Origin of the sequence: Streptomyces misionensis (assembly GCF_900104815.1) — a bacterium.
Taxonomy (GTDB): domain Bacteria; phylum Actinomycetota; class Actinomycetes; order Streptomycetales; family Streptomycetaceae; genus Streptomyces; species Streptomyces misionensis.
On record NZ_FNTD01000004.1, the window covers coordinates 7,922,985 to 7,936,201 of the forward strand.

The 13,217-nt window shown below is 71.1% G+C and carries 10 protein-coding genes; 4 read left to right on the plus strand and 6 right to left on the minus strand.

Annotated elements, in window-relative coordinates; translation table 11 throughout:
- Positions 1-224: 224 nt before the first annotated feature.
- A complete protein-coding gene (locus tag BLW85_RS36775) occupies positions 225-1,823 on the minus strand; it encodes an alpha/beta hydrolase (RefSeq protein WP_244174989.1) in 1,599 nt (532 codons plus the stop codon).
- 169 nt (positions 1,824-1,992) lie between these two features.
- Positions 1,993-4,608 (minus strand): WD40 repeat domain-containing protein, encoded by a 2,616-nt coding sequence (locus BLW85_RS36780; protein ID WP_244174990.1) that lies wholly within the window; start codon positions 4,606-4,608, stop codon positions 1,993-1,995.
- A 521-nt stretch (positions 4,609-5,129) separates the two neighbouring features.
- Between BLW85_RS36780 and BLW85_RS36785 the strand changes: the two genes are divergently transcribed.
- Positions 5,130-6,119 (plus strand): bacteriocin fulvocin C-related protein, encoded by a 990-nt coding sequence (locus BLW85_RS36785; protein WP_074995784.1) that lies wholly within the window; start codon positions 5,130-5,132, stop codon positions 6,117-6,119.
- A gap of 324 nt (positions 6,120-6,443) precedes the next feature.
- On the opposite strand, the gene BLW85_RS36790 is transcribed toward BLW85_RS36785, so the two are convergent.
- The gene (locus BLW85_RS36790) at positions 6,444-6,938 is read right to left on the minus strand and encodes a cupin domain-containing protein (RefSeq protein WP_208624938.1); all 495 of its coding nucleotides are present in this window, start codon (positions 6,936-6,938) and stop codon (positions 6,444-6,446) included.
- Positions 6,939-7,019: 81 nt separating this feature from the next.
- Here BLW85_RS36790 and BLW85_RS36795 point away from each other — a divergent pair, with 81 nt between their 5' ends.
- Positions 7,020-7,871 carry a LysR family transcriptional regulator gene (locus BLW85_RS36795; protein WP_244174991.1) on the plus strand — a complete coding sequence of 284 codons (852 nt, stop codon included), beginning with the start codon at positions 7,020-7,022 and terminating at the stop codon, positions 7,869-7,871.
- Positions 7,872-7,952: 81 nt separating this feature from the next.
- Here the strand turns inward: BLW85_RS36795 and BLW85_RS36800 are convergent, their stop codons facing one another.
- Positions 7,953-8,600, minus strand: coding sequence for a hypothetical protein (locus BLW85_RS36800; RefSeq protein WP_143060495.1), 648 nt, complete (start codon positions 8,598-8,600; stop codon positions 7,953-7,955).
- Between the two features lie 159 nt (positions 8,601-8,759).
- Between BLW85_RS36800 and BLW85_RS36805 the strand changes: the two genes are divergently transcribed.
- Both BLW85_RS36805 and BLW85_RS36810 read left to right on the plus strand, forming a co-directional pair.
- On the plus strand, positions 8,760-9,338 hold the full coding sequence (locus BLW85_RS36805) for a TetR/AcrR family transcriptional regulator (RefSeq protein ID WP_074995787.1): 579 nt from the start codon (positions 8,760-8,762) through the stop codon (positions 9,336-9,338).
- Positions 9,339-9,412: 74 nt separating this feature from the next.
- Entirely contained in the window at positions 9,413-10,291 is an 879-nt protein-coding gene (locus BLW85_RS36810; protein WP_074995788.1) for an alpha/beta fold hydrolase, read from the plus strand.
- Positions 10,292-10,333: 42 nt separating this feature from the next.
- Here the strand turns inward: BLW85_RS36810 and BLW85_RS36815 are convergent, their stop codons facing one another.
- The gene (locus BLW85_RS36815) at positions 10,334-10,657 is read right to left on the minus strand and encodes a putative quinol monooxygenase (RefSeq protein ID WP_074995789.1); all 324 of its coding nucleotides are present in this window, start codon (positions 10,655-10,657) and stop codon (positions 10,334-10,336) included.
- Between the two features lie 122 nt (positions 10,658-10,779).
- Positions 10,780-13,038 (minus strand): glutaminase family protein, encoded by a 2,259-nt coding sequence (locus BLW85_RS36820; protein ID WP_074995790.1) that lies wholly within the window; start codon positions 13,036-13,038, stop codon positions 10,780-10,782.
- Positions 13,039-13,217 lie beyond the last annotated feature (179 nt).

Below are 13,217 nucleotides of genomic sequence, written 5' to 3' on the forward strand. Positions count from 1 at the left end.
CCGCCCCGCGGAACGCGCCGGGCGGCGCACCATCGGTGGCCGGGGAGCAGGGAGGAGCGGCCGGCCCAGGCGACCGGTACACGGCCGTGGCGAGGGCGGAGCAGGCCGCGGAGAGGAAGCGCAGGGTGGCCGGGGTGCGACTCGATTGACCTCGCGGTCGGGCCCGGGGACGAGTGAGGGGCGGCCGGGGGGTGCGGCCGCCCCTCCTCACCGTGTGAACGAGGTCACGGCTTGGGCGTGGCGTGCGGGGCGCAGGTCACGTCGGAACCGTCCAGTTCGCCGTCGATCAGATAGGCGTCGACGCGCTGGTTGATGCAGGGGTTCTCCAGGCTGGTCACCCCGTGGGAACCCGCGTCCCTCTCGGTGATCAGACGGGAGCCGGCGAAGCGCTTGTGCAGCTCGACCGCCCCCTCGTAGGGGGTCGCGGCGTCGCGGGTCGACTGCACGATCAGCACCCGCGGCAGACCCTTGTGGGTCGTGACGTCGACCGGGTTCTGCTGCTTGACGGGCCAGGTGGCGCAGGGCAGGTTCATCCAGGCGTTGGCCCAGGTCATGAACGGGTAGTCCTGGTTGAGCCGGGTGTTGTCCCGGTCCCAAGTGCGCCAGTTGGTGGGCCACTTGGCGTCGGTGCACTCGACGGCCGTGTAGACCGCGTTGGAGTTCTCCGACGCGGTGTTGCCCGCGGTGTCCGACATGTCGGGGGCGGCCGCGTCGACCAGGGCCTGGGTGTCACCGGCGACGTACTTGCCGAAGACGGTGGCGACCGGCACCCATGAGGAGTCGTAGTAAGGGGCGCTCTGGAAGAAGGAGATCAGCTCGGCGGGACCGACGACCCCGCCGATGGGGCTCTTCTTGGCGGTGGCGCGCAGCTGGAGCCACTTGTCCTGGACGGCGGCGCGCGTGGTGCCGAGATGGAAGGCGGCGTCGTTGGCGGCGACCCAGTCCTCCCAGTCCTTCCAGCGGCCCTCGAAGGCGACGTCCTGGTTCAGGTTCGCCTGGTACCAGATGTTGTCCCGGGCCGGGTTGGTCACGCTGTCCACGATCATGCGGCGCAGGTGGCCCGGGAAGAGGGTGCCGTAGACGGCGCCGAGGTAGGTGCCGTAGGAGACACCGAGGTAGTTGAGCTTCTGCTCGCCGAGCGCGGCGCGGATGACGTCGAGGTCGCGGGCGGTGTTCGGCGTGGTCATCTGCTGGAGCATGGTGCGGCCGGTGCGGTCCAGGCAGCCGTCGGCGTACGCGCGGGCCAGCTTGCGCTGGGCGAGCTTGTCCGCCTCGGTGTCCGGGACCGGGTCCGCCTTCGGTGCCCGCACGAACTCCTGCGGGTCCGCGCAGGAGATGGGCGCCGAGTGGCCGACGCCGCGCGGGTCGAAGCCGACGAAGTCGTAGGCCTTGGCGACGTTCGCCCAGACCGGCTTCTTGCCGGTCACCCGGGTCGGGAAGCGCAGCCCGGAGCCGCCGGGGCCGCCCGGGTTGTAGACGAGCGCGCCCTGGCGCTCGGCCGGGGTGCCGGTGCTGCCGACACGGTCGACGGCGAGCTTGATCTGCTTGCCGTCCGGGTGGGCGTAGTCGACGGGCACGCTGACCCAGCCGCACTGGATGGGCTTGGCCAACCCCCAGTCGGCCGGGCAGTCCTGCCAGTCGATGCCGGCCTTGGCGGCGCGGGCGGCGGCGATCTCCACGCCCTTCGCCGCGCGGTCCTGGCTCGGCCGGCCAGCGGCGCCGGCCGCGGGCGCCGAGACGACACCCGCGATCATGCTTGCGGTGACGAGTGCTCCGGCCGAACCGAGCGCCAGCAGGCGGCTCTTCGGTCTGTTCTCCCTCAAGTGGGCCCCTCCCCGAACAACGCTGCGAATAGTCAGGCGGGGATCCTCCCGGCTGTGAGAGGGCTGTGAACAGGGCCCGACCACCATCTTTATCAATCCGATAACCGGATGGTCACGTCCCGTTGAGCGGAGCAGGGCCCGTTCGGGCGAACAGGGCAGGGGCTCGGTGTCAGCCGTGCTCGCATGGGGGCCGGTAGGCGACGCCTGGCAGGTGAGCGCGCCACTGCTGCTCCGTGATGGTGGGATGGGCCCGCAACGAACACGCCAGCGCCGCCGCGTGTGCCACGTCCGGTTGCCAGAGCTGGGCGGTGTGGTCGGCGCTGCCGGTGAACAGCAGCCGTCCGTTCGGGCTGAAGGCCACGGCGTTGACGGCGCCGAGGTGGCCGGTCAGGACGTGCCGCGGATGCGCCCCGCGCGGGTCGGTCATGTCCCACAGGCGTGCCGTACGGTCGTTGCTGCCCGACAGGAGCAGTCGTCCGTCCGGGCTGAAGGCCACGGAGGTGACCACGTCGGCGTGGCCCGTGAGGGCCTTCAGCGGCACTGGACGTCGTGGGTCGGCGATGTTCCACAGCCGGATCGTGCGGTCGTCGCTGCCGGAGGCCAGTGTCCGGCCGTCCGGGCTGATCGCGACGGCGTCGACGAAGTCGCGATGGCCCTCCAGCACACCGAGGGGGCGGGGGCGCCGGCCGTCGGCGATGTTCCACAGCCGTACCGTGTGGTCGTCGCTGCCCGAGGCGAGCAGTCGGCCGTCCGGACTGAAGACCACCGGCTTGACGTTGAGCCGGTGGCCGGTCAGGGCCGACAGCAACCGGGCCCGGGAGGGGTCGGCGACGTTCCACAGCCGCACGGTGTGGTCGTAGCTGCCGGAGGCGAGCATCCGCCCGTCGGGACTGAAGGCCACCGAGAAGACGATGTCGCGGTGCCCGGTCAGGGTCCGCACCAGGACCGGGCGGCGTACGTCGCGGACGTCCCACAGCCGGACCGTGCGGTCGCGTCCCGCGGTGGCCAGGAGACGCCCGTCCGGGCCGAAGGCGACTCCGGTGACGATGTCCGGGTGGGGCAGGGCACCGGGTCCCGGGACCGGGTGGAGCGGGTCGGTGATGTCCCACAGCCGTACCGTGTGGTCGAAGCCGCCGGTGGCCACCCAGCCGCCGTTCGGCCGGAACGCGACGGAGCTGACGGCCTGTGTGTGGCCCGCCTGCCCGGGGTCGTTCGGCAGGGCCACCGACATCGTGCTGATGAGTCCGTCCTGCTCCGCCGCCCCCGGCACCAGCCGCAGGGCTGCGAGGCTGAGCTGCGCCGCCAGCGCGGGCCGGGTCGTCCGCAGCGCCACCGCCTGGTCCGACGACTCCCGGGCCAGCGCCGTGTCGCGCTGCCGGGTGAGCTGCTGCTGGGCCCGTACCGCGACGGTGACGGCGCCGACCGCGGCCACCAGGAGTACGGCGAGCAGTGTGGCGAGCTGCCGCGTACGGCGGGTCCGGCGCTGTCCTCGCGCGGCCTCGATGGCCGCGGCCTCGACGCCGGCCCGTAGAAACGCCTGCTCACGGCGGCTCGGAGTCAGAGTGGCGTGTTGGGCCATGGCGAGGGTCGCACCCCGGTACAGGGCGCCGGGGTCCCGGTCCAGCGACTCCCAGAGGTCGGTCGCCTCGGTCAGCCGCCGCTGGATGCGCAGCGCTTCCCGGTCCCGGGTGAGCCACTGGTGCAGCCGGGGCCAGCAGCGGATCAGGGCCTCGTGGGCCAGCTCGATCCGGTCGTGGTCCAGCAGGAGCAGCCGCGCGGCCGCCGCGCGGTCGAGGACGACGCGGACGTCGGGCGTGGGATCGAGTTCGGTCTTCGTCATCCTGCGGCGGGTGTCTTCGGTGCCCTCCCCGAGCGCGGTCAGCCGGGTGAAGACCTGCCTGGCCACGTCGCGCTGCGCCGCGGTGAGACCGTCGTAGAAGGTCTCGGCGGTACGGGCCAGGGCACCTTCCAGCCCGCCGGTGGCCCGGAAGCCGTCCAGGGTGAGGGCGTTGCCGCGCCGCCGCCGCCAGGTCTCCAGCAGGGCGTGCGACAGCAGAGGAAGGACGCCCGGCCGGCCCTGGGCCTGGGCGGTCAGCGTGGCGAGCAGCGCTCCCTCGACGGTGAGCCCGGATCGTACGGCGGGCCGGACGATCGCGCAGCGCAGTTCCTCCAGGCTCATCGGACCCACCGGCACCTGTGCGTCGCGCAACACCTCCACCAGGTCGGGGTGGCGGGTGCAGTGGGCGTAGAAGTCGGCGCGGACTCCCAGCACGACCCGGCAGCGGCTGTTCGGCGCCCGTGCGGCGGTCACCAGCGCGCTGATGAAGACGGCGTCCTCCGCGGTGCCCTGGGTGAAGGTCTCCTCGAACTGGTCGACGACGAGCACGACTTCACTCCCGGGTGGCTCCGCCGTGAGTGTTCGGCGCAGCGCGCGGTGCAGGTTCGCGGGATCGGCGGAGAGTTCCTCGTACCATCGCCCGGGGGTGCCGCCCGCCATCGCCGCGATGTGGATCGCGCACTCCTCCAGAGGACGCGGGCCGGGGGTGAACACCACCGTCCGCTGCTCCAGTGCCGGCACGAGCCCGGCCCGCAGGAGCGACGACTTCCCGGATCCCGACGCACCGATCACCACGACGAACCGCTGTCCCCGGAGCCTCCGCAGCACCTGGTCCACCAGCCGCTCCCGGCCGAAGAACCACTCCGCGTCCTCCGTCCGGAATGCCGCAAGCCCCGCGTAGGGCGCTCGTTGCCCGGGCTCCGCGGCGGGCAGCTCCGGCACGTCCATATCGGCTGCCGTCTCCTGCCAGATGCGCTCCCACTCCAGCGGGTCCCCGCCACAGGCGCACACATAAGCGAGTGTTACGGCAAGCGTCGGAAGCCGACGACCGGCCGCCGCCTCCGAAAGCGTCGAAACCGAGTAATGGGCGCGTTCGGCCATCTGCCGGTATGCCGGGCTGCCCGCCTTGTGGCGCAGTTCCCGCAGCCTGGCGGCAAAGCGCAGTAACGGACCGTCTCCCGCATCGAGCGGACGCTCGCCTCGCGGCATGCCCGCACCTCCCCCCACGTGTGCTGTAAGACCACATTTTTCGGTATCCGTTTGTTCGGCACCAGTCCTCCGAAGCCGAACAACCCGCAAGGGCTAGACATGTCCGGGGAACTGCCACAGGCCGTCCACGAAGAGTTCGAGGAATCCGAAAGCGCGGGCGCCGAAAACGTCGGGTGGGTGCCACGCACACGGGACGCGACGTCACGCGGAGAAGTCCCGAAGAAGTCCCTTCGGAAAATCCGGAAAGCCAAGGAGGAAATGTGAACGACAACACGGCCACGCCGCCGCGGGTGCGGTGGATTCTCGCGTTCGACGCCTCGTGCGCGACGTGTCGCCAGATCGCCGCCACCGTGCGGCACGCGGGCGACGGGAAGCTCGAAGTGCTGCCGCTGTCCGACACCGAGGTACGGCAGTGGCGTACGGCCCATCTGGGTGAAGAAGCGCCGCCCGCGCCGACGTTGATCAAGGCCACCGGTGGCAAGGCGCGCCTGTGGACCGGGGCGGCCATGGCGCTCCCGCTCGTGCGGCACCTGGGTGTTCGTTCGACGACGGCCGTGCTGCGCGGACTGGGCCGGCTCCGGCAGGAGAGCCGACGCCCCCTGCCGGCACCCGGACACGGCGACGCCATGGGGCGCTCGCAGTTCCTGCGGCTGGGGACCGGTGCGGCGGTGGCGGCCGGGATCGTCCTCCTCGGCCGGACACCGGCGTTCGCGGAGGACTCCTGCCGGACCGCGCTGGCCTGGGCGCAGCGCAACAAGAACAATCTGCCGCAGCGCTACGGCGACCTGGTGGCCTATCCGCTCGTCTACCGCCGCGCCATCTACGGCGAACTGTCCGCGAAGACCCGCAGCCGGATGTGGCTCGAACACCTGGAGCACTACCGTGCCACCCGGCCCGACATGACGCCGGAACAGCGAGCCGTCTACGACCAGGCAGTCGCCTGGGCCTCCGCACCGAGCCACTTCGCCGACGACGACAGGACAGCGGCCACCCCCGCCCTGAAGCGACTCAGCCGGTCCGCCTCCGAAGCCTTCGGTCCGGACGGCCGCAGCGCACTGCTCGGCACCCTCGGCCCGACCGAGGCCGCGGAGGCCGCTGCGCGCCCCGCGGGCGGGGCCTGCACCTGCACGGACGAGGACGACCAGTGCACGAACGCCACCCACTGCCAGTACGGCCAAGGTGGCTGCCAGATGTATCGCGGCTGCGGAGCCTTCTGGCAGTACGTGTGCAACGGACTCTGCATCAACTAGGCGTCGTCCGAGCCACCTTGGACGCCGGTGGCGGAGCCGATCCGTGATCGCGACACCTGCGGATCGCTCCAGGGGCGGGCCGATGGCCCGCCCCGGCCGGTACTCGCCCGCCGCTGTCGTGCCGCGCGTGGGCGGGCCCTGCACAGAAGGCCGCGAAACCGGCACGCGGGCGACAGCCGAGGCGCCGCATCTCACAGGTCCGTCGCAGGCGCCGGGCAGGTTTCCTCCCGCCCGACGACTCCGATACGGTCGCGTGGGCCACTGGCCTGGCACACGCTGCTGGCCCAGGGCCACTCCGGCCACACCGGCTGACTCGACCCGGCTTCAGGCGGGATCGGTGGCGGGTTCGGTCGCGTAGCGGCTCATCGCGTCGATGTTGGCCTGTGGCGTCATCGGCCGGCCGTCGGCGAGTACTTCCTGGAGGTCCCGGAAGTACTGCACGTACAGGTCGGGGGTGAAGGTGCTGAGCATGACGGCGGGTTGGTCCGTCGGGTTGGCGAAGGTGTGCGGGGTACCGGGCGGCACCATCACGAGCGTGCCCGTCACCGCGTCGTAGTTCTCGTCCCCGACGGTGAACCGTACGGTGCCGGACAGGACGTAGAAGCCCTCGTCATGTCGGGCGTGGCGGTGCTGCGGCGGTCCTTGGGTGTGCGGGGCGAGAACGGACTCGGCGATCGCGAGGCGGTGCCCGGTGTGGCTGCCGTCCTCCAGAACCCGCATGCGCGTGGGGCCCAGAACGATCGTCTCGCCGTCGCCTGGCCCGATCACCGATACGGCGGGTCGGGGCTGCGGCTCGCTGGTCTTCGCTTCTTCGGTCATGCTCACGAGTCCACCGCCGGGCCCCCGCATCTGTCCAAGACCTGTTCCGCAGCGCCGATACCTGGTGGGTATCGTGGCAGCGTGGAGCTACGGACCTTGCGTTACTTCGTGGCGGTCGCCGAGGAACTCCACTTCGGCCGGGCCGCCACCCGGCTGCACATGAGTCAGCCGCCGCTGAGCCGGGCGATCAAGCAGTTGGAGGCCGGTGTCGGTGCCCTGCTCTTCGCCCGCTCACCCGCGGGCGTCACGCTCACGCCGGCGGGCACCGTGCTGCTCGACGAGGCGCGGGCCCTGCTCGACCACGCCGACCGCGTCCGGGAACGCGTGGCCGCGGCGGCCGGCCTCGCGACCATCACCATCGGCATCCTGGGCGACGGCACCGACCCTGGAGTGGCCAGGCTGGCCGCCGCCTTCCGCCGAAACCACCCCGGCATCGACATCCGCATCCGCGACACCGACCTGACCGACCCCACCTGCGGGCTGCGCGCCGGACTGGTCGACGTCGCGCTGACACGGGCACCGTTCGACGTGACTGCCCTGACGGTGCGCGCGCTGCGGAACGATCCGGTCGGCGTGGTCCTGCGCGCCGACGATCCGCTGGCCCGCCGCGACGGGCTGCGGCTGGCCGAACTGAACGACCGCCGCTGGTTCCAGTTCCCGCAGGGCACCGATCCCGTCTGGCAGTCGTACTGGAACGGTGGCAGGCCGCGCGAGGGCCCCGTGGTGCGCGCCGTCCAGGAGTGCCTGCAGACCGTGCTGTGGAACGGCACGGTCGGCCTGGCCCCGCTCGGGCACGATCTGCCCGCGGAGCTGGCCGTGGTGCCGCTGACCGACATGCCGCCGAGCCGAGTGGTGGCGGTGTGGAAGGAAGGTGACACCAACCCGTTGATCCGGTCCTTCATCGAGATCGCGACAACCGCGTACCGTCACTGATCACGACTTCGCGGCTCCCGCACGCCGGCGGCAGCCGCCACCGCCCGACGCGGCGGCGCTTGCCCCGAGCGTTCGGTCGCCTCAGTACCAGCGGACTTGGCCGGCCGCACCCTGCCCGCTACGGGCAGCGTGCCGGAGCACGCGCAGCGGGCCGTCGATCAGTTCGTCCGCGTCATGGTCGGGAGCGTCACCCAGTCCGGTCATCCATGCGCGGATCCGCTCGACGGCGTGCTGCCGCCGGGCTCCGGTCAGGGTGAGGGCCTCCTCGGCCGCGGGGAGCCGCGCCCGGACCTGTTCGGCATCCAGCAGGAAGTCCCCGAACCAGCCCGGCAGCCGCAGCACCGCATCGGGACCGAGCGCGTACGCCAAGGCCGAGAACGGGCTCGCTTTGCGCGCCACGGCCGTGAACAGGCCCTCGTCTCCCTCGGGCGGAAACTGGTCCATGACCGCGTCGCGCAGCGCCTCCACGGGATCGGAGTCGTCATAGCAGCCGTCGATGAACTCGCTGAGCCGCGAGGCGTCCTCAGCAGCGACCCAACTGTCCGGAGCGGTCCTGGACATGACGAACAAGGACTCCGCTGCCTTGCTCCGCCACCAGGCCAACCCTTCGAGCACACCAGCCTGCGCTGCTACCGGCTTCGGCGGGTGCGCCCGCACCGCGGTGCGCAGCAGGTCCTTGATCTTCTCGTCGGCCAGGGCCCCGATGACCCACACACCCGTGACGCTCAACTCTGCCTCCTCCCCCGACCCGACCGGACACCTGATCATCCACGATCCATCGGCCTCGGTTCCGCCTGGCCACCGCCGGCGGCGAAGTGCCCAGGTCCGCTAGGCCCCGCGCGCACTCCCTTTCTTGAGCGATCGATCCAGATAGTTTACGGTGGAGCCATGGCAAGGACCCGGGAGTTCGACACCGAGGCGGCGGTGAGCCGCGCCATGGAGCTGTTCTGGACGCGCGGCTACGAGGCGACCTCGGTGCGCGACCTCACCCAGCACCTGGGGATCGGACAGGGATCCCTGTACGCGGCGTTCGGCGACAAGGACGGCCTGTACCGGGCCGCGCTGGAGCACTACCGCACCACCCTGGCGGCCGCCGCCCTGCGTGGTCTGAAGGAGGGGGCGGACGTTCGCGCGGCGATCCGTACGCTGCTGACGGAGCGGATCCGCATCGCCGTCGAGCGCGACGGTCAGGGCTGTCTGGCCGTCAACGCCGTCTGCGAGCGGCTGCCCCAGGACGCGGCGACGCGGCGCACCGTGCGCGACATGCAGGACGCGACCCGGGAGGCGCTGACCGAGGTGCTGCGGGCCGCCAGGGACCGGGGCGAGATCGCCGAACGGCACGACCCGCACACGATCGCGGCCTTCCTCGTCACCTTCCTGAACGGCCTGCTGGTCTCCTCGAAGATCACCCCGGACCCGCGCGCCCTCGACCCCCTCATCGACGTCGCGCTGACCACTCTCGACTGACCGGCTCGCCCGGCCAGGGCCGGACCTTTCCATGTCCAAATTCTGTAACGGACGCTCAAGAAAGTGGATGTCCCATGATGTACGACCATGACGGAGCACCCCTGCGCACCGGCCGTGCCGCCGTCAACGGAACCAGCCTCCACTACCGGACGGCCGGTTCAGGCCCCGCCGTCGTGCTGCTGCACGGAGTGCCGAAGACCGGCTATCACTGGCGCCACCTGGCCCCGAAGCTGACGCCTCACCACACCGTCGTCGTGCCCGACCTGCGCGGTCTCGGCGACTCCGCCCGCCCCGCGGACGGCTACGACTGCGCGACGATGAGCGACGACATCGCCGAGCTGATGGCCCGCCTCGGCCACGAGACCTACGCCGTGATCGGCGAGGACTGGGGCGCGGTGATCGGATACCAGCTCGCCGCCCGCCACCGCGACCACGTCACCTCCCTCGTCTTCGCGGAGGCGCTGCTCCCCGGCTTCGGCTTCGAGGACCACACGGCCCTCACCCCCGAGAACGCCGCCGGCATGCACCTGTGGCACCTTGGCTTCTATTTCCAGCCCGACGTGCCCGAGATGCTGATCTCCGGACACGAACGCGAGCTGATCACCTACATGATCAAGAATGAGCGCAGCCATCCCGACACCGCCACCCCCGACGCCGTCGAGGAGTACGTGCGCTGCTACTCCCTGCCCGGCGGCATCCGCGCCATGCTCGCCGTCTACCGGGCGATGCTCACCGACGCCGAACAGAACCGGGAGGCCGCCCGGAACAAGCTGGACATCCCCGTGCTGGCGCTCGGCGGCTCGGCCTTCATCGGCGAGCGCAACGCGGAACAGGCACGGTTCGTGGCCCACGACGTCACCGGACACGTCTTCGACGCGGGCCACGACCTCGCGGAGGAAGTACCCGACGAGATGGCCGCCGTCGTCCTGCCGTTCCTGGCCGCACGCCGGTAGTCGCCGACGGCGGGCCAAGCGAGCCCGTCAGCTGTGAGCCTGTCAGTCGATGGTGAGCTCGCCCATCGCGTTCCAGCCGTTCGCTCCCTCGATCGTGGTGCTCACGATGTCGGGGGTGCGGCGCAGCAGGGGGCGCATCGCTTCCAGGCCGGCGCGGAAGTGGTCCGAATTGACGTGGGCCTCGCCGGTGCCGTCCTGGAAGGCCTCGACGAGGACGTAGGTGTGGGGGTCCTCCAGGCTGCGGGACCACTCGAACCACAGGTTGCCGGGTTCGGCGCGGGTGGCCTGGGTGAAGGCCTCGACGTGCTTCGGCCATTCCTCGACGTGTTCGGGCTTTACGGGGAACTTGACTACGATGAAGATCATCCGCCGATGATAGGTCATGCGGGCTTATTTGCCGCAAACAGGGGCATTGTTTCTGCGGCGGCCGGGATCGTCACCCCCGCGTCCGGCGATGGCGGACCACCGCCGGACACAGGGGTGGACCGTTACGAGCGCAGGCTCAGCAGGGCGAAGACGCCGCCGACCACCGGGCGGGCCTGGAAGCCGCTCTGCGTGTTCGCCGTGGTGTCGTACCAGTCGGTGAACGGCACGCGCGAGGGGGAGGCGTTCGCGAACTGGTAGAGCGTGGAGACCAGCAGGTCGCTGACCGGGTGGTCGTGCAGCCACGCGGCCGTCCACATCTCCCAGTCGCCCTTGGTGTAGCTGTGCCGCACATCCAGCGGGATGCCGAACTGGTTGGCCTGCGACAGGTACCAGTCGCCCTCCCGCTGCGCCACCTCGCGCGGCACGAGGTTCAGCCCCAGCAGCGCGTCGGGGTAGCCGTTGTACTTCAGGCTCCAGGTGCCGGGCTGGTCGTAGGCCAGCTTGAGGTGGTCCCCGTCGGTGTCCTGGGCCTTGTCCACCCACTGGCCGATGTAGTCGCGGGCGATGCGCGTGTAGTGGTCGGCGTCCGAGGAGTTGCCTGCCGCGGTCGCGATCTTCCCCATGGCGCCGATGGCCAGGATGCCCTTCAGGGCGAGGTTGGCGCTGTGCGCGATGAAGCCGGTGAAGTCGTCGGTCTGGTTCTGGTAGCCCGGGTCGAGCGTGTTGTCCACGAGGTAGTCGGCCCACTGCTTGAGGATCGCGTAGTGGGCGGACGCGAAGGAGCGGGCCGTGGCGGAGCTGCTGCGCGCCAGGTAGGCGGCCGTCATCAGCAGCATGTTGGCGGACTCCTCGACCGGCATGTCCTCCTCGTTGCCGTCGTTGTGTCCGGTCGCGTCGGGGTAGCTGGAGCCGAGGTCGTGTTCGGCGAACTTCTTGGGCCAGCCGCCGTTCTCCGCGTAGTCGAAGAGCGGCTCCAGGAGCAGGCCGAGGTACTGCGGGTCCAGGTAGAGGAAGACCGGCATCGCCGGATAGGTCACGTCGATGGTCGAGACGTTGCCGTCGGAGGAGATCTCCTTCAGGAACGCCCAGGGCTTGCCCTTCCGGCTCGCCAGTTCGGTGCCCGCGTACGCCTGCCGCAGCGAAAGAGCGCACAGCGCGGCGTACTTGGCACCGCCCGCGGCCGTCGCCTCCTTCCGCACCTTGTGGTCCAGGGCCGCGGTGCGCTTCTGTGCCGCCGCCGCGTCGGAGTGGAAGAAGGCGGCCATGGCCTGCCAGCTCTGCCAGTACGACCTCCACAGGGGTGCCAGCTGCTCGCCGAGGTAGCCGACGGCGGGGTCGCGGACGTGGCCGACGGACAGCAGCGCGCCGGTGGAGCCGTGGACGCTGCCGAGGTCGAACCGGAAGGCGAAGACCGGCCAGCTGTCGTTGATGGCGCGCGGCTGGCGGGTGTCGGCGGAGTCGGCCAGCGCCTTGCCGTCCAGGGCGGTGGCGCGCACGGTGGTGTCCGAGCCGATCTGCCAGCTCAGTCCGGAGCGGTTCGTCGCGCTCCACACGACGGTGCCCCAGGACGCCATGTCGCCGTTCTCCTTGAGCACTCCGGGGCTGTCGGGAGTGAAGGACAGCGCGGTCGCCGTCGTACCGCCCGAGCCGGACAGCTGTTCCTGGGACCAGCGGATTCTCGTGCCGGAGTTGCCGGAGGCCCACTCGCCGGAGATGTCGAAGTACAGCGCGACGTCGTGCGCCTTGCCGTCCAGGCTGCGCACGTCCGCGGCGATGTACGACAGCGGCATCGACTGGCGGCGCAGGTCGCCCGGTTCGACGGGGGACAGGAACGTCAGGATCAGTTCCGTGCCGCCGGCCTCGAAGACGAACCGCGAGCGGGTCGCGGTGAGGGTCAGCGAGCGCTGCACGGCGCCGCGGGAGAGCGGGTGGCCGGGGACGTTGGGTGCGCCCAGGAACAGGTAGTTGGTGCCGTCGACCCGGATGACACCGGTCATCGCCGTGGTGCGGCCGGTCCAGAACGCGGGCCAGTGGCCGGCCGGCAGATCGGCGTTCAGCCACGTGCTCAGGTAGGGCGAGCGGACGGCCAGCGGCACGGCCGGGGGGCGGATCGGATCGAAGGACGGGGCGGCCGGGCCGGGGGAGCGACCACCGGAGGAAGCGCGGGCAGCGGTCTCCTGCGCCGTCGCGGAAGCGGCCTGCGCGTCCTGTGTGAAGCCCGGCAGCAGACCGGCGCCGGCCGCGCCGAGGCCGGCCGCGCCGGTCCACCGCATCAGGCCGCGTCGGCTGAGCCCGCCGGCTGAGGCGCAGGAGCCGGTACCGGACTCGGGAGTGCTCGACTCGTTGGCGGGCAGGCCGGCGTTGTCGTGTCTCGGGGTCATTCGGTTCTCCTGGAGGAACCCGCTCGGGAAAGCGATGAAAGGGCAGGGAAAACGCGCGAGAGCTGGAAGGGCGCGCCGGTCCGCCGGAAGAAGCCATGGGAACGCGTGGCGGTCCGGCATCGACCACACGGCAGGAATCGCAGACTGTTCCTACAACGATGGAAAACTGAAGCAGGACG